Source organism: Sediminibacillus massiliensis, assembly GCF_900156915.1.
Taxonomy (GTDB): domain Bacteria; phylum Bacillota; class Bacilli; order Bacillales; family Amphibacillaceae; genus Sediminibacillus_A; species Sediminibacillus_A massiliensis.
The window spans coordinates 2,436,436-2,458,231 of record NZ_LT732535.1; the positions used below are offsets into that span (position 1 = coordinate 2,436,436).

Sequence of the window (21,796 nt, forward strand, 5' to 3'; positions counted from 1 at the left end):
TAATTTATGACTAGGAATTAATGTATAGAAAACACTAGTAGCAAACGAGGAACCGAGGTGAGAAGCTTGAAATTGATGCAGCCAATCGCAAGTGAACAAGCCCCTGAAGGGAAAGAGTGGGTATATGAAATAAAATACGATGGTTTCCGGGCTGTACTGGAATGGAGTGCCGAAAAAATCTCCCTTATAAGCAGGAATGGCAAGGACCTGACAGATAACTTCCCTGAGATTGTCTCTTATTGTAATGAACTGCAGGAGTTAGCCGCACCCCTCCTCCCTTTGAGACTTGATGGAGAAATTGTCATTCTCAACACCATTTTCCAAGCTAATTTCTCCCTTTTACAGCAGCGCGGAAGATTTAAGTCCGAAGCCACGATCAAGAGGGCTGCACTAAAAAGACCAGCCCATTTCCTGTGCTTTGATTTGTTGCAGTTAAACGGAAAGGGAACGACTGACAACAAATATACCGAGCGAAAAAATAAGCTTCGTAAAGTATTTGAACGTATAGATCAAATACCTGCAATTCGGTGGGACAGCAGGATTGGATTCATTGACAGTTATCCGGACTTGGAATCGATTTGGAGCAACCTGTTCACCCATAAAGGCGAAGGAATTGTAGCCAAAAGGGCAGAAAGCACCTATACCGACGGCAAGAAGCATAATGCCTGGCTGAAAATCAAGAACTGGCGGAACATAAGTGGCATCATGACGAACTATGATCAGGGTAACGGTTACTTTGAACTTGCGGTTTATGAGAAAGAAGAGCTGAAGCCTATCGGCAAGTTCAAGCATGGTCTGGAAGGAAAAGAACTGGAAACGCTGAAAACGCTGCTGGTTGCCAATGCAGAAAAACAGGGAAACACTTACCATCTTCCGCCCGCAATCTGTATGGAGGTCCATTGTCTTGATGTGAAAGAGGGGGAGCTAAGGGAACCATTATTCAACCGGTTCCGATTCGACATGGACATCACCTCTTGTACACTAGAGAAAGTACAAGAGAGTCTTGCCATGATTCCTGAAACAATTGAGCTATCCAATCAAGATAAAATATTTTATGAAAAAGAAGGTTTGTTGAAGAGGGATTTTCTTTTATATCTACGGGAAATGACGCCATACATTCTACCCTTTCTTTCCAATCGCGCCTTAACAGTCATCCGTTGTCCAGACGGTGTCGAAGGGGATTCTTTCTTCCAAAAGCATTTACCCGATTATGCACCGGTCTATATCGCGGGAGAAAAATCCGGGGATGATACGCTGCTTCATTGCGGAAGTGTCGAAGCGTTGATATGGCTTGGTAATCACGGCGCACTCGAGTACCATGTACCTTTTCAAAAAATGGGTAAACCTGTCCCAGTTGAAATTGTCTTTGACTTAGATCCGCCGAGCATCAAAGAGTTTCCCTTGGCGGTCTTCGCAGCAAAGTTGATCAAACGTTTGATTGACCAATTCCAACTGGAGGGGTTTATTAAAACATCCGGAAACAAAGGCTTGCAAGTATATATTCCTATTCCGGAGAACAGTTTATCCTATGATCAAACAGCAGCATTCACCCAGGCCATTGCATTCCTGATCGAAAAACAGCATTCTGACTTGTTTACAACCGAAAGATTGAAGAAAAACCGCAAAGGGCGGCTGTATATTGATTATGTCCAACATGGAAAGGACAAGACATTAATTGCCCCTTATTCGCCAAGGAAAAATCCAAAAGCAACTGTATCCACTCCTTTATACTGGGAAGAAGTCACCGATCAGTTGTCACCAGAACAATTTACCATAAAAAATGTCGCCGGCAGGGTAAAAGAAAAAGGCTGCCCTTTTGCCGGATATGAAGAAGCAAGAGGCAGGCAACCTATGGAGATAGTTAAAAACTTTATTTCTGAAAGCGGTGGGTAATGTTATGCAAATGTGATCGCCCAGCTGCCGTTACGGAATATAGGTTCAGCATTCCCGTCTGCCGTGATTCCATCAATATCTAGGTCGGAGGCTCCCATCATAAAATCTTCATGGTTAATACTGTCGTTAACCCCTTTTTGATCCATTTCATCTTCTGAAAGGGCAGGTCCGTTTTCAATATTGGTTGGATATGCTTTTCCTAAGGCCAAATGGCAGGATGCATTTTCATCAAACAGTGTATTAAAGAAAATGATTCCCGACTTGGAAATTGGCGACTCATGCGGCACAAGTGCTACCTCGCCTAAACGGCGGGAGCCTTCATCAGTATCGAGTAAATGCTTCAATGTATCTTCTCCCTGTTCTGCAGAGAAGTCTGTAACTTTGCCGTCTTTGAATGTCAAAGTGAAATTCTCAATCAAATTACCGCCATAACTTAATGGTTTCGTACTTTTCACAGTTCCGTTGACACCATACTTATGGGGCATCGTAAATACTTCTTCGGTTGGCATGTTCGGATTGAATGCAGCGCCGTCCGAGGATACTGCTGAACCTCCATGCCAAATGTGACGTTCAGGAAGGTCAATCGTCAAGTCCGTTCCCTCTGCCTTATAAACTAGCTGTTTGTATTGCTTTTTGTTCAAGTATTCACGCGCCTGGCGCAGTGTTTCGTTGTGATCCGCCCAAGCTTGCACAGGATCAGCTTTGTCGACTCTGGAGATACGGAAGATTTCTTCCCATAGTTTCTCCTGCGCTTCTGCTGTCGGCAGGTCAGGAAAAACCTTTTCCGCCCATGCAAGTGTAGGGTAGCCAACAATGGACCAGCGGACCTTGTCGTTCATAATATAATCTCTGTATTCAGACAGTGCTTCTCCGCTGGCTTTGTTGACAGCAGCAATCCGGTCGCCGTCGATATCCTTCAAAAGGTCTGGATTTGTTCCATAGATTGTTAGTAATGCGTAACCATCCTTAACCATTTCTTCAAGGCCTTCGGCACGCCACTTCGGAAAGTTTTCGAGAACTTCCATCGGAGCATGCTTCATTTTCATATAGGTGACATCGTCGTCTCCCCATTCAATATGTACATTTTCAGCTCCTGCGTGGTAAGCTTCCTTGACAACCATACGAGCAAATTCGGCTGACTCGACTGGTGCATTCAAGATTAAGCCCTGGCCTTCTTGTAAATTGACGCCTGTTTGTATAGCAAGCTTCGCATATTTCTCTAGTTGTTCCTGATGAGTCGTCATAGGTAAATCTTCCCTTCTCTTTTTCTTCTATTATTTCACAAACTTCTGAAAAAGAGTAGCATCCGAAATAAATTTATGAACAATTCTCATTATTTTTACTTGTCCTCACAAAAGTACCAGGCTTTATCAACAGCGGTGTTGAGGCAATCTGGGACACAACTCTCAGGTAGCAGTGTAGCTTCCTCCCATATTCTTTTCAAATTGAATGGTAGTCCAGCGCTGCGGAAAAATACTCCCTTTCCGGGGGCAGCACCTCAGCCTCCTCTTGAGCAAAAAGCGCTCACTGCGGGGTCTTCGGAAGCTGCTCTTCCCCCAGGAGTGTCGCATTTTTCCTCCGCTTAGGGTAGATATCTGTTCAAGTGATAAGTAATCCTTAAATATCTGTAACATGGGGCATTTCCAACCAAACAGCAGAAGACCCCTAACAGCGGAGGCAGAACACGTAGACTCCTCGAAAATACAAAACGATTTTCTTCGTGCGATGCCATGCTGACGAAGTCTTCCTTAACTTGTGAGAACAGCAAAGGTCTTAGATGGGGCGAGTAATCGCAGTCCCAAAGGGAGCAAGGATGAGTATTCAGGTAGTCCCCTACTGAGGGCCGCGCCCGCGGAATGCGAAGTGTTCTGCCGTAGCGGTCGTGTAGCACTCGACTGATTCAGGATGGGGCCAGTCATGTGGTGGTTTATTGTTATTATCTATAACGATGTTTTTCATAAGCTATTGCAATGCTTTGACAAGTGTTTGGATGTTGTTTTCCATTAGGGTGAAGTAATCTTCTTCATTTTCTATATCCTCTTCTGTAAGCACTGCCAGGTTATGGATGCGCTCGGGTTCGGCTCCGATTTCTTTTTGGACGATTTCCGCTACTCTCGGTGTAACATTCTGCTCAAACAAGATAGTGTCAATCCCATGATGTTTTGCCTCTTCGATAATTCTTTCTATCTGCTTTTGTGATGGCTCACTGGAAGAAGAGAGTCCGGCTATAGCAATTTGATTCAACCCATATGCGTGTTCCCAATATCCATAAGCGGCATGAGAAACTAATATATCTTTCTGTTCCTGTTCATCTATCAGAGTATGAAACTCTTCATCTAATTCTTGTAATCTTGTTTTCAATTGTTCGTAATTCTCCTCAAAGAGACTTTCCTGCTCCGGTTGTAGAGATACAAGGGTATCTTTTATATTTTCTGCTAATGCAATCGACCGAACCGGGTCCAGCCATACGTGTGGATCAACATCTCCATGCACATGTCCGGCTTCTCCTTCTTCGGTATCCTCTTCATGAGTATGACCCTCTTCGCTTTGATGGTCATGGTCATGACCATGGTCCTCTTCTTCGCTCCCATGTTCTTCTACTCCAGATTCCAGTAATGGAACTCCGTCTGCCGCTTCCACCAATTTTACATCTTCATCCTGTACTGCTTCTGAAATACTGTCAGCATAAGCCTCCATGCCAGCTCCAATATATATAAATGCATCCGACTCCGCAATATCTATCATAGTGCTGGAAGTAGGCTCATATGTATGAGCATCAGATCCCGGCGGTAGTATAGACTGTACCTCTACTTGGTCTCCTCCAATTGTCTCCGCAAAAAACTGTAAGGGATAAAGTGTTGTATAGACATTTAGTTGTTCTTCTTTTGTTTCTGCTTCTTCTTGCTGGACCTGCTCTGTATTACAAGCGGTCAATATAGCTAGCAGAAACGCAAGCAAAAAAAACGTTTTTCCTTTCATGTTCTTCCTCCTCTTAAATGCAAATGTTAAGTCTAATCGAAATTATATCGTAATGATTACGACTTGTAAATAGTAATTATTACGCTTTATAATTTATACTTGATTACTCCTGGACCTATGTACAATTCAATCATTACCAATATTGAAAAGGAGTCTTTGATGGAGATGAAGTGATTATCTCCATTTTCCAAAAAGAAAAGCTGTCGATTATCTCGACAGCTTGTTAGGAGGCTATTGATACATTCGGTTCTAGTTGTAACGAAACATTTCCCTGTACGGCTCTGGAAATCATGCAAGACTGTTCAGCTTTTTCCACGAGTTGTTTCGTTTTTTGCAATTCTTCTGGTGAACTGCCTTCTTTAAGAACTACAGTCGGTCGATGAATGATTTTCTTATAAGTAAAAACGCCATTCGTGACGTCCACTACGCCTACCGATTGAAGTTCCATAGTTTTGAGCGGCAGCGATGCTCTCTCCATCATCGCTCCCAATGTGATGATATAGCATGTTGAGGCAGCACCAAGCAGCATTTCATCTGGGTTGGTTCCAATACCCGGCCCATCCATTTCAGGGGGGATAGAAATCTCCGTTTTTAAATTTCCAGCTTCTATTCGGCCGACGTTGTTTCTCCCTCCCGGCCATTCTGCGTTTAAATGAAAATGATGTTCTGCCATTTTGTCTTGCCCCTTCCTGTATCTAAATAGTTCTGTTCCATTTTATAATTGCTCGGGCTTTAACACAAAAAGACTGCTCCAGCAAGAGCAGTCTTTTCTTGAATATTATGCTTCCTGTTTCTTTTTGTTCTTTCCTGACAGAAACCATCCTGCTACTGCAATGGCAACCAATACTCCATAGAAAAAGATTTTCCATGTGGTAGAATGGGCAAAATCATGCGGCAACACGTGGATTGCATCATGGCCGAGAACGGTGATGACAAGCTTCACCCCTACCCATCCAACAATAAAGAAGGCAGCCGCTTCCAAACCAGGACGATCATGCAATAACTTAACAAAAACATTTGCAGCAAATCTCATGATAATAAGGCCAATCATTCCGCCCGCCAATACAACGGCAAACTGTCCGCCATCAAGGCTGCCTACGTTTGGCAGTCCGGTTACAGGAAGAGCGACTGCCAATGCCACAGCAGCCAAAATGGAATCTACGGCGAATGCCAGGTCGGCTACCTCAACCTTCAAGACTGTCATCCAGAATCCGCTGCCTTTCGCTTCCTTAGCTTCCACATCAGCATCATTTTTCTTTTTGAAGTAGATATCATAGAGATTCTTTCCGGAAATGAATAGCAAGTAAGCTGCACCGAGTGCCTGGACCTGCCACACGTCGACGAGAAAAGAGATAATAAATAAGGACCCAAACCGGAGAATGAAGGCACCTGCAAGACCGTAAAACAGGGCTTTCTTTCTTTGTTCATCAGGCAGATGCTTAACCATAATTGCCAGCACTAAAGCATTGTCCGCGGCAAGAATTCCTTCCAAGCCAATCAAAACCAACAATACCCAGCCATACTCGATAAGTAATTGTGCATCCATTGTAAAACACTCCTTTTCCAAACAAAAATGACCCCACCATTGACGGTAAAGGCCATTAAAAAAGACCTTTACCATGGCGGTAAAGGTCTCGCTAACAACGATGGTTGCCAATTAAGCCGGAGATTGCTCTCGAAATGACGACTTAAATTGTACAGCTACTCCCCTTTAGTTGGTTATATCATAATCATAACCTTCTAAAAAGTCAACGAAAAGATTTCGTCATTGCTTACACGGACCGCCATTTTGTATTTCTATACCCTGCCGGTCCCGCGGTTATTCAAAAACACCGGAGAAATATCTTTATCCATTATTCACAATCGAGTCGATCCGGCTGTTCATCTGTTCTTTGAGTTGGGTCAATAATTTTTGGCTTTCTTCCCTGCTGTTGCCAGAAACGCCGAAATAGCATTTAATTTTTGGCTCTGTACCAGATGGACGAAGACAAACCCAACTGTCTTTTTCCAGTAAATACTTGACTACATTCTCAACAGGAAGGTCGATCTTTTCTACGTTTTTAGAATCAAGATATAGACGTTCTGATGACTGGTAATCTTCCACAGTAGAAACTTTCAATCCACCGATTTCTTGTAAAGGATTTTTTCTTACTTCTTCCATTATCGTTGCTATTTTTTCTGCTCCATCTTTCCCTTTTAAAGTCAAAGATGACATGTCTTCGAAATAATAGCCGTGGGTTTGATAGAGTTCTTCAAGCGCCTCTAATAATGTTTTTCCTTTCGCTTTCCAATAGCTGGCCATTTCCGCAGCAATCATTGTAGATTGGACAGCATCCTTGTCTCTGACAAAATCTCCGATTAGATAGCCATAGCTTTCTTCATATCCAAACAGGAATTTGTCGTTAGTTGATTCAAATTCCTTGATCTTCTCTCCAATGAATTTAAAACCTGTCAATGTATCAATTGTGTCTACGCCATAGTGTTCGGCGACAGCTCTTCCCATTTCTGTTGTCACGATTGTTTTAATCAGTTTTCCGTTTTCTCTTCCTGCTTCATCAGTATGTGACAATAAATAATCCAACATCAAAGTACCAAGCTGATTTCCTGTCAATACTTGATAAGAACCGTTTCCATCTTGTACAGCTACTCCCAGTCTGTCTGCATCAGGGTCGGTACCTACAAGTATATCGGCACCGTGCTTCTTGCCTTCTTCGATTGCTAGTGTGAACGCCTGGTGTTCCTCTGGATTCGGAGAGGCAACTGTAGAGAATTCAGGGTCCGGAATTGCCTGTTCCTTTACCACGTGTACATTTTCAAATCCTAATTGTTTGAAACCGTTCAACACCGTATCATGGGCAGTACCATGCAGTGGGGTGAATACGATTTGAAGTGGATGTTCAGCGATTTCCTCAGCAGTCAATTTAGAAATTTGTTTCAATTCACTAAGATACGCTTTATCAACACTTTCGCCGATCCAGTTCAACAAACCTTTATCAGCCAGTTCGCTTTCTTCAACTACCGGGACAGTCAATTCATTGTCGACTTCCTGTACTTTGGCAATTACATCAGCTGCCTCTGCTGGAGGAAGCTGCCCACCATCACTGTTATAGACTTTAAAGCCGTTGTATTCAGGAGGGTTGTGGCTCGCCGTAATCATAACACCCCCGGCAGCTTTCAAATGTCTTACCGCAAATGAGAGCACAGGAGTTGGACGCAATGATTCAAATACATATGATCTGATGCCATGGGCACCGAGTACTTTTGCTGTTTCAACCGCGAATTCCCTGGACATGTATCTGGAATCATATGCTACCGCCACACCTTTTTCAGCTGCATCGGCAACTGAATCGCTCAAATAATTAGCAAGCCCTTCTACCGCTTTCCGAATAGTATAGATGTTCATCCGGTTTGTTCCAGGGCCTAACATGCCGCGCATGCCGCCGGTACCAAATGTCAACTCTTTATAAAATGCATCCTCCAATTCCTTATCAGAACCTTGCATTTCATCCAGTTGCTTTTTTAATGATTCGTCGATTGTCACAAAGTCGAGCCATTTTTTATACGTATCCTGCCAAGACATGAAAATCCTCCTTTAGTATTCAGCTTACTGTTTTATAAAATTTTACCATATATAATTCTATTGTTCTATGTAAAATAGTCTTTCAGACGGCACTGGGTTTATAAATGGAAGCTATCGGGCATGCTGTTAAAAAATCGCCAAAGACTTGGGCTCTGAAAATAATTTATGCAAGTAATTTAAAGTATTATATAATGAGAAATAATCCCATTGAATAAGGTTGTGGTTTCTGTGAATTTATTACATAAGAGATGGTTTCAAGCCCTGATTGTCTCTATACTTGTGTTCATGCTCATTTACTTCATTTCGATTACAAGCTTCATATTCGCCCCTGTAGGCGCCTACTTGACCGCCATAGCTGTTCCAATTATAGGTGCAGGAGCATTGTATTATATTACCAAACCACTGGTTAATTGGCTGGAACGCTACAAGATACATAGAGTCTTAGCAATTTTTATTGTTTTCCTGCTGATTATTGGGTTTATCTGGTTATCTATCAATTTTATTGCTCCTATTGTCCAGCAGCAGTTTACTAGATTGACCGACAATCTGCCCGTAATGGTAGAGAACGGGGAATCTCTGATTGATGAGTGGCGGAACAACCAAGATATCATGCCTTCACAACTGGACAGCACCATAGAAGAAATCACGAACAATTTAAATACGTATGCACAAAATATCATTTCATTTTTGATTGATTTTTTGACACAGTTATTCGGTTTCCTGTTCGCCTTTGTATTAATACCCTTCTTTTTGTTTTTCATGCTTAAAGATGGAGAAAAATTAGTACCATTTTTATCCAACTTCTTGAGTAAAAACAAAGCAACAAGCTTCCGTAGATTGATGGACGGGATAAATCATACACTTGCTTCCTTCATCCAAGGACAGTTCATCGTAAGTGTTTGTGTAGGGATTATGCTTTATATCGGCTATGTTATTATCGGTCTCCCTTATTCGCTTACTTTAGCCTTGTTCGGACTTGTAATGAACTTCATTCCGTTCGTAGGTCCGTTTTTATCGGCGATCCCTGCTATTATCGTCGGATTTTTTGAAGACCCGATGCTTGCTGTCTGGGCCATTCTAGTAATGGTAATTGCCCAACAGATTGAAAGCAATCTGATTTCTCCGAATGTGATGGGCAGAGTGCTTGAACTACATCCCTTGACTATTATCACGTTGATTCTTGCTGCAGGCAGTATTGCAGGCTTTCTTGGCTTGCTGTTCATCATCCCTGCATACGCCGTTGTAAAAACAATTGTCTCTCACTTCTATGGAGAGTGGAAAAGAAAGCAGCCTGAAGACGAGCAAAATATTATATAATCGATATAGAAAAGCCCTCTCATGTCTTAGGAGAGGGCCTTTTCTTCGGGTTGGATTTGTTGCTTTTTTCCCTTATCCTGATACAATGAAAAAAGTTTCCAGACACGAAATAAAGGAAAGAGGATGTCATGTATGCAGACAAATAAAGAACAGTTGTGGACACGGCCGTTTATTTTTCTTGTGCTAGCGAACTTATTTACTTTTATGAGCTTTCAAATGCTATTGCCAAACCTGCCTCCTTATATTGAATCAATCGGTGGCAGTAACATTCAAATTGGGTTGGTTACGACCATGTTTTCCATTTCCGCCATCTTGATCCGTCCTTTTATCGGTCATATACTGCTCAGTCAGAAGAGAAAACCTCTGGTGATAGCAGGATCAATCGCTCTGCTTGCAATGACCGTCTTGTATCCATTAACACAAATTGTCGTCCTTCTATTAGTGCTCCGGTTCTTTCATGGAGCGGCATGGGGCTGGTCTACTACCGTCAATGGCACCGCCGCTGTTGATATCGTGCCGAGAAAACGCGTCGGAGAAGGGATGGGCTACTTCGGTTTATCGATTACCATAGGTATGATTATGGCTCCCAGTGTCGGTATCTATGTCTATCAGCATTATACTTTCAATCTGTTGATTTGGATATCAATCATACTTGGGGTTGTGGCATTGATCCTGTTTATGTTGACTGATTTTCAGACACCTGAATCGGTAAAAGAAAACCGGCTGAATAAACAGAAGTTTTCTTTCTTTGGGTCTTTGATAGAAAAGAAAAGCATCTATCCTGCCCTTGTTACATTTTTTGCAACATTTGGTTATGGAGCAATCGTGACTTATCTGGTCATATTCGGTGAAGAGAGAGGATTGGCCGGCACATTTCTCTTCTATTTGTTCAATGCAGGGTTTGCTACAGCAAGCAGACCGATTACCGGGAAGCTTTTTGATAGGAAAGGTCCTTGGATCCTGATTATGGCCTGTACGATTCTCGCCTTTATTGCCATGTGGATTTTGTCACTTGCCACAACCAACTGGCACCTGATTATCTCCGGCAGTTTGTTCGGTATTGGATATGGTTCCATGCTTCCCGCATTACAAGCATGGATCATCTCCAAGACAGATCCCGAACGAAGCGGGATTGCAAATGGCATGTTTTATTCCTGTATCGATTTCGGCATTGGCTTAAGTGCTGTCGTGCTCGGTTCCATTCATGCATTTGTGAGTACTGCAGTACTATTCCAAATCTCCAGCTTCTTATTCCTCGTGGTTTTGGGATTGACTTACATCGATTCGCGAAAACAAACCCAGCCATGGAACGAAGCTGCCCGTTCCTAAAAAAACCCGGACTAGGCATAGCGCGCTCAGTCCGGGTTTTTTTCCATTATTCTGTTGCAGCTTGGATCTCTTCTTCCAGCTTGTCTAAAATTTCACCATCCACAGTGGATACTTCTTCTCTGTAGAAATCGCGAACAGGCATGGCTTCATCTTTGAATGCCTGGCGTTGTTCTTCTGTCAGCTCAACAACTTCAGTAGGGTTGTTGTCGTCGTTCTTGATTGTTTCCAGGAACTCTTCATTTTGCTTATTCTGCTCCTCGAATACCCAATCCTGCATTTCATCGACTGTTTCATTTACGATTCCTTGCACTTCTTCTGAAAGGCCGTTAAACCAATCGGTGTTAACCGTAGTCATCGCCACATAGTTGTTATGATTGGAAAGAGTCATATACTCTTGTACTTCATGGAAAGAAGCATCTCCAATAAAGAAGATAGGATTTTCCTGACCTTGTACTGTACCGCGGTCAAGAGCAGTGTATAATTCACTCCAGCTCATTGGTGTCGGCTCTGCCCCATATGCTTCGTAGGACTCCAAAATTAATGGAGAAGTCTGGGTTCTCATTTTGAAGTTTTCGAAATCGGATGGTTCATCAATCTTCACATCACTGCTTGTCCATTGCATCGCACCTTCAGTCCAATAGCTTAGTGGTGTAATGCCAAATTCTTCATACCTTGCAGACAAGTCTGTATTAAGTGCTTCACTGTTTGTTAAGATATCTTGCGTTGTTTGCAAATCATCCGGGAAAAGGAAATGCAAAGCAAATACTTGCCCTTCTGCTACCATGTTTCCAGTAAAACCTGGAGACATGACTGCCATTTCTACACCGCCGTTTTGCAGTAATTCCACTTGGTCGCTTTCACTTCCCAAACCACCATATTCATATGGTTCGACGGTGATTTTTCCATCTGTTTTCTCACTGATTCTATCTGCAAATTCTGCAGCATATTCATATTGCACCTGGCCTTGAACTTCTTCTGTTACAAAACGCCAAGTTTGTGCTTCAATGTTTGAGGTGTCTTCTGAGGAACCTTCGTCTCCGCCGGAGCTGTCTCCTCCGCCTGCTTCTTCTCCGGAATCCCCATTGCCGCCACAAGCAACTAAGACAAAGCTGATTGATAGAATGGCGATTAAACCAAATAAGTATTTTTTAAAAATAACAATTACCCCCTAAGAAATTTTTATGTGAATCTACACGCTACCTACTGAAAGAAGCGGTAAGCGAGTGAGATTTCCTCAAAACCTATAAGTAGTGCCCCCACTATTAATAAAATAACGATAAAAGGTGGTGTCCCCCGGATTACATCGAGGTACGATTTTTGGAAGACAGCACTGGCCGTAAATATATCGACACCAAATGGCGGTGTTGCAGAACCTAATGCTGCCTGGAAGGTAATAATGATCCCTAAATGTACCGGATCAATTCCTGCGGATTCTGCTACAGGCATGAATATAGGCGTCAATACTAGAATAACTACGATAGGATCCACAAACATACATCCTATGAAAAAGAATATAGACACCATAATCAACACGTAAATGGCACTAGGATCGGTTCCCAACACTGCATCTGACACAATCTGCGGTATTCTGGCAAAGGAAATCATCCAAGTGAACGCTTGTCCACCGGCCACCAGAACGAATACCGCCGATGTTACCAACCCTGTCGACAATGCCACTTTCGGCATATCGGAAAGTTTTATTGAACGGTAAATAATAACTTCCAGTATGAATGCATAAAGAACGGAAACACCTGCTGCCTCTGTCGCACTAAAAATCCCTGAATAAAGCCCGCCGATAATTATTACTGGAAACCCAAGCGGCAATAAAGCTTTTCTTGTAAACATCCATCTTTCCTTCCAAGTCGCCTTTTCCGCCAATGGAATGTTTTTCACTTTTGCATATATGTAACTATAAATAGCAAAGCTGAGGAATACGAGAATACCTGGTATTATCCCTGCTAGGAACAAATCGCCTACTGACGTTCCCGAAACAAGGGCATACATGATCATTCCAATGCTCGGTGGAACGAGCAATGCTATGTCACTGGAATTTATAATGAGGGCGATGGCACTTGAGTCTTTATAGCCTGCCTTTAATAACCTCTGGCGCATCGGTGTTCCGATAGCAACTACTGTTGCCTGGGTGGAACCGGATATTGCACCAAACAACGTACAAGCCGCCGAGGTGGTAATTGCATAACCGCCCCGCATATGGGCTACAAATGAACCGATGAAATCCAGCAGTCTGTTGGACGTTTTACCAGTTGTCATAATGTCTGCTGCCAGGATAAACAACGGAACAGCCAATAATACATAGGCTTCAATCCCTGTTTCCAGCTGGCGCATCATCAGCATAGGATCCATCATTGGAAAATATATAAACAGGATGACCAATGGCGCCGCGATCAGCGGAATCATCATTGGAAAATTCAATAACAATAAGACGATCATAACCGTCATCAATGTGGCTAGCATTTTCAGTTCCTTTCTTCTGCGTATTTTAGTAAATATTAAACATGTGTCTGATCTGTCACACTAGAATCATCGTTATAGTCTTTAAGATCTGTACCTAAGTAAACCTCTTTTTCCCGAATGTTAATCCACACATTTCGAAGATACTGGATACCGCCCATAAAGAGCCCGATCGGTATGAATATGGAGATGTAGTAGGACGGCAATTGAAGAGCGGTAGTTACCCTTCCGCTTTCATAGATTGATATAACATGTAAGGAAGAATAATAGGTAAGTACGAAAAGGATAATGGCTGTCACGGCAGGTATAAATATCGCCAGTGCTTTACGTACTTTAAAAGGAGCCAAATCATAGAAAGCCGACATACTGATATGCCGTCCTTTCCGGGCCGCATAGGAGATTCCCATAAAGGTAGCTAAAACGATGGCAAATTTACTGATCTCATTGGAGAACGACCAGCTGGAACCGGTGATAGCCCGGCTTAGTACATTGCCGACAACCATGACTGCAATCAGGAGCACAGCATAGCTAAGGATAATTTCTTCCAACTTTAATATAAATTTGTCAATTGCTCTAAAGAATTTCAACGCTTGTCTTCCTCCTCTATTTTTAGGAGAGTTTTTTTAATGTTTACGGTAAGACTTTTCCTAAGTCTGCTTTCGTTATGTATATCTACTTTCCTATTTCCGAGCTGACTGTTGCTTTTACACTCAACTTTTTTCCTATATGCATCTGGAAAAACCAAGGAATTATTGGGTTTCTACTTCCAGATACCTTTCATGTTACAGAAATGTTTCAAGGGTCTCAAATTGTATTTTCACTTATTTTTCATAATTATCCGATAAATATATGCCTGAGTTGACTATGTGCTGCTCTCCTTTAAATATAAAGCTATATACTCCAAATAGTTGCCGTATGCTCCACCTGCCGTTTTTGGAAAAAGAGTGGTTAGTAATAAATACCCACTCCCCTCGCCGCCTAAACCTCTCTTTTATTCTTTCGATCAGACACATTCCGGACTGCTTTAAATGATTTATAGGAATTTATACAGTTGAGGGAAACTGCGACATAGTGACCATTCACCTTAGAGAGACTTTCTGTAATCCTTTACAGGTTAAGTGCCAACCCGGCGCTGCGGTAAAATACTCGCTTTCCACGGGGAACGCTTCAGCCTCCTTGAAAATACAAATCGATTTTCTGCGTGCGATGTTTCGCTGTCGAAGCCTTACTTGTCCTCGCTGGCAAAAAAGCGCCAACTGCGGGGTCTTCAGACTGTTCCTTTCCCGTAGGAGTCTCGCATTTTACCGCAGCTTGTATCGGCATTCTGTAATAGTAAGAGGAAATAACAGTTGAGAAGTTATAGAGATTTTTCTACCCAAAATGCAGAAACTTACAAACAGCGGAGGCTGAACACTTCGCTTTCCCTGGGCACGGCGTCAGCGAGAGGACTACTTGAATTACGATAAAAAAAGAGCTACAGGGTTTCTGCTGGCTCTTTTTTGTTACATCACTATGTCGTTTGAAATTGATAGACGATGGACTCTCCAACCGGCTGATAGCCGATTTTACTGTATATACTGTTAGAAGTTGGATTCGATTTATCCGTATATAAACTGCAAAATGAATAGCCTTGATCAAGCAACTGCTGGGAAAGAGCTGCGACTGCTGCTGTTGCATATCCTTTTCGCTTGTGCTCATTAGGGGTATATACTCCGTTGATGGTTACGCCATTCTTTGATTTTCTCGATTGGTTCACCATTGCAACAGGATTGTGATCTACCATCCAGAGATAACAGGAACCAGTCGAGATAAAGTTGTCCGCCATTTTTTCCGCCTGTACTTCCAATATCGGCTCTCCAGCCTCCTGCCCAAACAGAACAAGCCATTTCATGATGAGATTTTGATGCTCTTTGTCAGCTCTTTTCAAGCTGCCTCTGCCTTTATCCACCGCCCTGACACTCACACTCTCAAGTCGATAGATCAGTTGTTCCATATGCACTTCAAAGGCTTCCCCTGTCAATTTTCTCCAATGCGTCGCAAAGGCTAACGCTGCCTTTTTTGGACCAAGCACTCCTGGTATCACAATCCCCTGCTTATGTAAGTATTCAGCTATTTTCTCATATACAGCCTCGTCCGCATTTGCTACTTCAGGAAGAATTAAATTATTCGGAGGGGTCTGAAGAAAGATATAGATTAATTCTCCCTTCTTTTTCACCATTCCCAAATAAGGTTTAGCTTCCATTGGCCCCTGGACATTTTCCTTAAGACGGTTCAGTAACCCCAAAGCCAGATTATTGCACGCTTCTTTCGGTAACAGTAAAGGCTCGGCCTTCTCACAGAAATCTTCTGGATTGCTGTTAAGTAACACTTCCATATCTTCCATCCCCCTCAACTAAACAAGTTACTAACACAATAGTTTATATGCATGTATTATATTATACATAACGTGTTATTGACTGGAAACGGTAATTGGCATAGGCTTTAAAATAAGGAGTGATACGGATGACGAAAAAAGAAATTGAGGACAGGATCAGAGAACTGAAATCTGATTATGTAAGGATTCAGTCCGATATCGAGAAGCTCGATTCTGTAGGCGGCAATACAGTAAATGCAGAAAAGCAGCTGGAAGAAATGGAAAAAGAATTGGCAGAGCTTAATAAACAGCTGTAAACAGAAACCCGGACAACGAAATGCTGTCCGGGTTTTTCCAATTAGGTTTCTGGATTAGCAGTCACACTTTGGCTATTTTTCTGGTCGTCGATTTTAGCTTTGATTTTATTAAACTCTTTACTCGGCGGGGTAAGACTTACAACCGTATCACCAGGCTCGGCTTTTCTTTTAATTTCTTCTGTGTAATAATCAATCTTTCCTGATGCTTTTAAGATGANCTGGGCACGGCGTCAGCGAGAGGACTACTTGAATTACGATAAAAAAAGAGCTACAGGGTTTCTGCTGGCTCTTTTTTGTTACATCACTATGTCGTTTGAAATTGATAGACGATGGACTCTCCAACCGGCTGATAGCCGATTTTACTGTATATACTGTTAGAAGTTGGATTCGATTTATCCGTATATAAACTGCAAAATGAATAGCCTTGATCAAGCAACTGCTGGGAAAGAGCTGCGACTGCTGCTGTTGCATATCCTTTTCGCTTGTGCTCATTAGGGGTATATACTCCGTTGATGGTTACGCCATTCTTTGATTTTCTCGATTGGTTCACCATTGCAACAGGATTGTGATCTACCATCCAGAGATAACAGGAACCAGTCGAGATAAAGTTGTCCGCCATTTTTTCCGCCTGTACTTCCAATATCGGCTCTCCAGCCTCCTGCCCAAACAGAACAAGCCATTTCATGATGAGATTTTGATGCTCTTTGTCAGCTCTTTTCAAGCTGCCTCTGCCTTTATCCACCGCCCTGACACTCACACTCTCAAGTCGATAGATCAGTTGTTCCATATGCACTTCAAAGGCTTCCCCTGTCAATTTTCTCCAATGCGTCGCAAAGGCTAACGCTGCCTTTTTTGGACCAAGCACTCCTGGTATCACAATCCCCTGCTTATGTAAGTATTCAGCTATTTTCTCATATACAGCCTCGTCCGCATTTGCTACTTCAGGAAGAATTAAATTATTCGGAGGGGTCTGAAGAAAGATATAGATTAATTCTCCCTTCTTTTTCACCATTCCCAAATAAGGTTTAGCTTCCATTGGCCCCTGGACATTTTCCTTAAGACGGTTCAGTAACCCCAAAGCCAGATTATTGCACGCTTCTTTCGGTAACAGTAAAGGCTCGGCCTTCTCACAGAAATCTTCTGGATTGCTGTTAAGTAACACTTCCATATCTTCCATCCCCCTCAACTAAACAAGTTACTAACACAATAGTTTATATGCATGTATTATATTATACATAACGTGTTATTGACTGGAAACGGTAATTGGCATAGGCTTTAAAATAAGGAGTGATACGGATGACGAAAAAAGAAATTGAGGACAGGATCAGAGAACTGAAATCTGATTATGTAAGGATTCAGTCCGATATCGAGAAGCTCGATTCTGTAGGCGGCAATACAGTAAATGCAGAAAAGCAGCTGGAAGAAATGGAAAAAGAATTGGCAGAGCTTAATAAACAGCTGTAAACAGAAACCCGGACAACGAAATGCTGTCCGGGTTTTTCCAATTAGGTTTCTGGATTAGCAGTCACACTTTGGCTATTTTTCTGGTCGTCGATTTTAGCTTTGATTTTATTAAACTCTTTACTCGGCGGGGTAAGACTTACAACCGTATCACCAGGCTCGGCTTTTCTTTTAATTTCTTCTGTGTAATAATCAATCTTTCCTGATGCTTTTAAGATGAACAACAAGGTTGTATCTTCCTCCCGCTCTTGCAAATACCTTTCATACTTATATTGCCCGGTGATGTTTGTTTTTCTCAGAACATAACCGCCTTCTATCTTGTTGATCAAATCTTCCAGAGAAACCCTTTCCGAGAAGAGGACTCTTCCTCCTATCGTCGGGTCCAGATCTTCCACATGGTCTCCGATTTCACTCTGGATGCTTAATTTAAACACATTGCTTCGCCCGAATTCCGGTACAAAGGTCGTGCTGACAAGTGCATTGTATGAATCAAATTCCGTTGCGGAAATTAAATATTCGTACGGTGTCATATCAAATCGGTAATCTGTTTGCTCTGAAAGAATCTCACCTCGATGGAAGGATATCCCTGCCCTTCTGGCTTTACCGAGTCGTTCCCAAGAGGAATCGACAAGGACAGACGGCACTTTCAATTCAGCAAAAATCTTAGCCAATGCTACCGTAAAACTATTGCTTCCGATAATCATTACGCCAGGACGCCCTTCTGCCGACAAGTTCAGTTTCTTTGCCAGCCAGCCAATGGAGAACCCATGGGCCACCACTGTAAAGAACACTAGAGCGAACGTTATCGAAGTAACCAATGCAGCATCTTCAAAACCTTCGTCATATAACACAGATGCAAAGTAGCCGGAGACTGTCAATGCAACTATCCCTCTCGGCGCAATCCAGCCTACCAACAATTTCTCCGATTTGGATAAATCGGTTTTTATTGTGGATAGCAAAATAGATAGCGGACGGACGATGAAGAGCATCAGCAACACGTAACCGATTATTTCAAAATTAAATACCTGGATCAATGTTTCTCTTGTCAGTGACGCTGTCAACATAACAAAAATCGTAGATATCAACAATATGGATATGTTCTCTTTGAAATGACGCATATCCTGGATTGAAGAAATCCTCATATTGGCCAGTGTCATCCCCATGGCCGTGACTGCAAGTAAACCTGTTTCATGTGTGATTTCATCAGAAATCGTAAAGCAGGCGATAACAACCACAAACACCGCTGGAGACTTTAGGAATTCCGGTATATAGCCGCTTTCAAACATCCAGCCAATTCCTTTTCCACATCCCCAACCGAGAAGAACGGCAAAGATGGAAGCCAAAAAGAAAAACAATAAAGAAGTGATATCATTGTTTTCTCCGGTTATAAAGACAATAATTTCGAAAGCGAACACTGCGAGAAGAGCGCCGATCGGATCGACTATGATCCCTTCCCACTTCAATATCTTGGCAGGCCTTGGTTTTAGTTTGGACTGCCTAAGCAATGGAAGGATGACTGTCGGGCCTGTTACGATGAACAACCCGCCGATGACAAATGCAACGGCCCATGACAATCCAGCAACATAATGTGCAGCCAACGATCCGAAAATCCAACTGAGGAATGCCCCGATGGTAACAATCCGGAAGACAGGGCCACCCAATCCTCTTATGTCCTTAAAATGAAGATTCAGGCTTCCTTCAAAAAGAATGATGGCCACCGCCACAGAGACAAGTGGCTGGAACAGTTCTCCGAAATCCTGTTCCGGGTTCATTATCCCCAGGATTGGTCCGGCAAGCAGACCCGCAATCGACATAACCACGATTGCAGGCATTCTGAATCTCCAGGAAAGCCACTGGGACCCAAGGCCAAGCAGGCCTATGATCATAAATTCAAATAAAAGGGAATCAGACATCCTTTTTCCCCCTTCTGTATTTTATAAGTTTACAGCAGCAACTGCCTGTAGATACTGTAATTCTGGATAAGACGTTCCCATAAGCAGTCATTCTAAACACTGATTCCTCTTTCTTCCCTTTATCGGTTCTTACTAAACGACAGGTTAATTACCCTTGTACTGGATAAAATATGGTAATAAAACGCGGATTGACAAATGATAGAGCCGCTGATAGTATAGTTCTGCTATTTATAAATTTCTGAAAAAACCAACTGACGGTTTTATATCTACCCATTAATAATAGAAAAATCGTTGTTTTTTGTTCACCTTGGAGGTTTTATGTTTTGACTAAACACACTTTTTTCATAGGCTTTATGCTTTTTGCTCTGTTTTTCGGCGCAGGGAATTTAATATACCCTCCGACCCTCGGTTTGGAGGCAGGTACCTCTTATTGGTCCGCTATTGCCGGCTTTGTCATCACCGGTGTCGGACTGCCCATTCTGGCAGTCGCTGCAATTGGACTAGTAAAAAATGATGCGACAGAGTTGGGAAAAAGAGTCCATCCAATCTTCGGAATTGTATTTACGACCATTATCTACTTGGCCATCGGGCCTTTTTTCGGTATCCCGAGAGCCGCCAATGTCGCTTATGAAATGGGGATTTCTCCGATAGTTCCACCCACTTTAATAGAGGGTGATTTATTATTGTTATTATTCACCACAGTATTCTTTGGGCTTGTCCTTTTGTTAAGTGCAAATCCCTCTAAAATTGTGGACCGGGTCGGACAATGGCTGACACCTATCTTATTGATTGCTGTCGCAGCTCTCAGCATAGGAGGCTTTTTTCTTCTAGACGAGCCACTGCAGCTTCCTATCGAAAAATATCAGACAGCACCCTTCTTCAAAGGGTTTGTCGAAGGTTACTTGACCATGGATGCAATTGCCGCTCTGGCGTTCGGAATTATTGTCGTAACAGCCTTCCAGGAAAGAGGTGTTAAAGATAACCGGACAATGGTAATGTCCACCATAAAAGCCGGATTAATCTCAGGCGTTGCTTTGACCCTTGTTTATGGTTCTCTCGGATGGATCGGTGCAAAGATGTCCACCCAGGGGAATTTCGAAAATGGAGGGCAAATCCTGTCGAGCGCCACCCAGTTAATATATGGAGATTTTGGATTGCTATTACTGGGAATTATCGTCACACTTGCATGTTTCACTACATCCATTGGGTTGACTGTGGCATGTGGACAGTTTTTTTCCAGGACATTTCAAGTAAGTTACCAAAAAGTGATTTTGATTATTACTGTAGTCAGTTTCCTGGCAGCAAATCTCGGACTTAATCAAATCATTGCTATCTCTGTACCTGTATTGGTAGCTATTTATCCTGTAGCTATCGTGCTCGTGATTTTATCCTTTATCGATAAATGGTTTTCTGGTTCAAAACTGGTCTACCGGGGAGCAATCCTGCTGACAGCTGTCGTCAGTATTTATCAAGGGCTTGTAGAATTCGGACTCCCAATGGCGGCCATCCAGCCTTTAATGGAAGAACTCCCGCTGTTTTCTGTCGGTCTTGGATGGCTTCTTCCGGCTGTAGTAGGTGGAGCTATCGGCGGATTTATCGATCATAAATGACGGCTATCCGCTAAGAGAATCACCAATGAAAATAGTAAATCACAGACTGGTAACTAGACGCAATTTAGTGTGACTTGCTCTACAGATGAGTGCTAGCTTAAATATTTCAGTAGTTGATTAAGAGGGCTGTTTCAGGTGAACAGCCCTCTTTTTTTGCCTATAAAGCATTCACAAAATTATAGCAACACACTCTGTTATTTATTAGAGAAAAAACAGTTGTGTTTGTTAATAAAACAGAAACAGAGAGTTTCTAAAATAACAACTAAGGAGTAGCAAGGATAAATCGGATTTCCTTTGCCTTCAAAACTCGGGCTTAGTAAAAAATACCTGAGAGCATTATGGGCTAGTTTAGACATTAACCGACAAGTTGGTTAGGAACATCGAATTAGTGATCGGTTTTTACGTCGAAGAAACCTCTTTTTTTTAAACATTAGTGTCTGATTTTTCCATATTTTTTCAAAATACCTGTGCTAGCATTGCTTATGTAAGCGCTTTAATTAAAAGGGAGGAGGGTTAGTAGTATTTTACAGTTGCTTACGTTTGCAGGGAATGATAAATAAAGGAAAGTAAAT

17 protein-coding genes are annotated in these 21,796 nt (G+C 42.4%); 6 read left to right on the plus strand and 11 right to left on the minus strand.

What is annotated here, in order from left to right; genetic code table 11:
* Window positions 1-57 precede the first annotated feature (57 nt).
* Window positions 58-1,893, plus strand: coding sequence for a DNA ligase D (locus CZ434_RS12895; protein ID WP_245830983.1), 1,836 nt, complete (start codon window positions 58-60; stop codon window positions 1,891-1,893).
* A gap of 2 nt (window positions 1,894-1,895) precedes the next feature.
* On the opposite strand, the gene CZ434_RS12900 is transcribed toward CZ434_RS12895, so the two are convergent.
* From CZ434_RS12900 to CZ434_RS12920, 5 genes are all read right to left on the minus strand, one after another.
* A complete protein-coding gene (locus tag CZ434_RS12900) occupies window positions 1,896-3,137 on the minus strand; it encodes an aminopeptidase (RefSeq protein WP_077623522.1) in 1,242 nt (413 codons plus the stop codon).
* A gap of 718 nt (window positions 3,138-3,855) precedes the next feature.
* A complete protein-coding gene (locus CZ434_RS12905) occupies window positions 3,856-4,872 on the minus strand; it encodes a metal ABC transporter solute-binding protein, Zn/Mn family (RefSeq protein ID WP_077623523.1) in 1,017 nt (338 codons plus the stop codon).
* 223 nt (window positions 4,873-5,095) lie between these two features.
* Entirely contained in the window at window positions 5,096-5,545 is a 450-nt protein-coding gene (locus tag CZ434_RS12910; protein WP_077623524.1) for an OsmC family protein, read from the minus strand.
* A 105-nt stretch (window positions 5,546-5,650) separates the two neighbouring features.
* Window positions 5,651-6,418: a TerC family protein gene (locus CZ434_RS12915; RefSeq protein ID WP_077623525.1), complete on the minus strand. Its 768-nt coding sequence runs from the start codon at window positions 6,416-6,418 to the stop codon at window positions 5,651-5,653.
* Window positions 6,419-6,718: 300 nt separating this feature from the next.
* Window positions 6,719-8,452 carry a phospho-sugar mutase gene (locus CZ434_RS12920; RefSeq protein WP_077623526.1) on the minus strand — a complete coding sequence of 578 codons (1,734 nt, stop codon included), beginning with the start codon at window positions 8,450-8,452 and terminating at the stop codon, window positions 6,719-6,721.
* Between the two features lie 228 nt (window positions 8,453-8,680).
* Here CZ434_RS12920 and CZ434_RS12925 point away from each other — a divergent pair, with 228 nt between their 5' ends.
* Window positions 8,681-9,769 (plus strand): AI-2E family transporter, encoded by a 1,089-nt coding sequence (locus CZ434_RS12925; RefSeq protein ID WP_245830984.1) that lies wholly within the window; start codon window positions 8,681-8,683, stop codon window positions 9,767-9,769.
* 132 nt (window positions 9,770-9,901) lie between these two features.
* Complete coding sequence (locus tag CZ434_RS12930) at window positions 9,902-11,098, plus strand: MFS transporter (RefSeq protein ID WP_342745689.1); 1,197 nt, start codon at window positions 9,902-9,904, stop codon at window positions 11,096-11,098.
* Window positions 11,099-11,144: 46 nt separating this feature from the next.
* Here CZ434_RS12930 and CZ434_RS12935 read toward each other — a convergent pair whose 3' ends face one another.
* The 4 genes from CZ434_RS12935 to CZ434_RS12950 all read right to left on the minus strand — a co-directional run bounded on the left by CZ434_RS12935 (window position 11,145) and on the right by CZ434_RS12950 (window position 15,944).
* Window positions 11,145-12,254, minus strand: coding sequence for a DctP family TRAP transporter solute-binding subunit (locus CZ434_RS12935; protein ID WP_077623528.1), 1,110 nt, complete (start codon window positions 12,252-12,254; stop codon window positions 11,145-11,147).
* 44 nt (window positions 12,255-12,298) lie between these two features.
* A complete protein-coding gene (locus CZ434_RS12940; RefSeq protein WP_077623529.1) occupies window positions 12,299-13,573 on the minus strand; it encodes a TRAP transporter large permease in 1,275 nt (424 codons plus the stop codon).
* 35 nt (window positions 13,574-13,608) lie between these two features.
* Complete coding sequence (locus CZ434_RS12945) at window positions 13,609-14,157, minus strand: TRAP transporter small permease (protein WP_095742923.1); 549 nt, start codon at window positions 14,155-14,157, stop codon at window positions 13,609-13,611.
* A gap of 923 nt (window positions 14,158-15,080) precedes the next feature.
* On the minus strand, window positions 15,081-15,944 hold the full coding sequence (locus CZ434_RS12950) for a GNAT family N-acetyltransferase (protein ID WP_179107264.1): 864 nt from the start codon (window positions 15,942-15,944) through the stop codon (window positions 15,081-15,083).
* Between the two features lie 128 nt (window positions 15,945-16,072).
* On the opposite strand from CZ434_RS12950, the gene CZ434_RS22190 reads away from it, so the two are divergent.
* Entirely contained in the window at window positions 16,073-16,240 is a 168-nt protein-coding gene (locus tag CZ434_RS22190) for an SE1832 family protein (protein ID WP_179107265.1), read from the plus strand.
* Window positions 16,241-16,544: 304 nt separating this feature from the next.
* Here the strand turns inward: CZ434_RS22190 and CZ434_RS12955 are convergent, their stop codons facing one another.
* The gene (locus tag CZ434_RS12955) at window positions 16,545-17,408 is read right to left on the minus strand and encodes a GNAT family N-acetyltransferase (protein WP_179107264.1); all 864 of its coding nucleotides are present in this window, start codon (window positions 17,406-17,408) and stop codon (window positions 16,545-16,547) included.
* Window positions 17,409-17,536: 128 nt separating this feature from the next.
* Here CZ434_RS12955 and CZ434_RS22195 point away from each other — a divergent pair, with 128 nt between their 5' ends.
* Entirely contained in the window at window positions 17,537-17,704 is a 168-nt protein-coding gene (locus CZ434_RS22195; RefSeq protein WP_179107265.1) for an SE1832 family protein, read from the plus strand.
* A gap of 41 nt (window positions 17,705-17,745) precedes the next feature.
* Here the strand turns inward: CZ434_RS22195 and CZ434_RS12960 are convergent, their stop codons facing one another.
* The gene (locus CZ434_RS12960; protein ID WP_077623531.1) at window positions 17,746-19,614 is read right to left on the minus strand and encodes a cation:proton antiporter; all 1,869 of its coding nucleotides are present in this window, start codon (window positions 19,612-19,614) and stop codon (window positions 17,746-17,748) included.
* Window positions 19,615-19,937: 323 nt separating this feature from the next.
* Between CZ434_RS12960 and brnQ the strand changes: the two genes are divergently transcribed.
* Window positions 19,938-21,224, plus strand: coding sequence for a branched-chain amino acid transport system II carrier protein (gene brnQ / locus CZ434_RS12965; RefSeq protein ID WP_077623532.1), 1,287 nt, complete (start codon window positions 19,938-19,940; stop codon window positions 21,222-21,224).
* The last annotated feature ends 572 nt before the right edge of the window (window positions 21,225-21,796 follow it).

Bases quoted from the DNA above. Each gene is read 5' to 3' on its own strand.
- CZ434_RS22190 (WP_179107265.1), top strand. From the start codon at position 16,073: ATGACGAAAAAAGAAATTGAGGACAGGATCAGAGAACTGAAATCTGAT.
- CZ434_RS12910 (WP_077623524.1), bottom strand. From the start codon at position 5,545: ATGGCAGAACATCATTTTCATTTAAACGCAGAATGGCCGGGAGGGAGA.
- CZ434_RS12950 (WP_179107264.1), bottom strand. From the start codon at position 15,944: ATGGAAGTGTTACTTAACAGCAATCCAGAAGATTTCTGTGAGAAGGCC.
- CZ434_RS12920 (WP_077623526.1), bottom strand. From the start codon at position 8,452: ATGTCTTGGCAGGATACGTATAAAAAATGGCTCGACTTTGTGACAATC.
- CZ434_RS22195 (WP_179107265.1), top strand. From the start codon at position 17,537: ATGACGAAAAAAGAAATTGAGGACAGGATCAGAGAACTGAAATCTGAT.
- CZ434_RS12930 (WP_342745689.1), top strand. From the start codon at position 9,902: ATGCAGACAAATAAAGAACAGTTGTGGACACGGCCGTTTATTTTTCTT.
- CZ434_RS12960 (WP_077623531.1), bottom strand. From the start codon at position 19,614: ATGTCTGATTCCCTTTTATTTGAATTTATGATCATAGGCCTGCTTGGC.
- CZ434_RS12905 (WP_077623523.1), bottom strand. From the start codon at position 4,872: ATGAAAGGAAAAACGTTTTTTTTGCTTGCGTTTCTGCTAGCTATATTG.
- CZ434_RS12900 (WP_077623522.1), bottom strand. From the start codon at position 3,137: ATGACGACTCATCAGGAACAACTAGAGAAATATGCGAAGCTTGCTATA.
- CZ434_RS12940 (WP_077623529.1), bottom strand. From the start codon at position 13,573: ATGCTAGCCACATTGATGACGGTTATGATCGTCTTATTGTTATTGAAT.
- CZ434_RS12915 (WP_077623525.1), bottom strand. From the start codon at position 6,418: ATGGATGCACAATTACTTATCGAGTATGGCTGGGTATTGTTGGTTTTG.
- CZ434_RS12955 (WP_179107264.1), bottom strand. From the start codon at position 17,408: ATGGAAGTGTTACTTAACAGCAATCCAGAAGATTTCTGTGAGAAGGCC.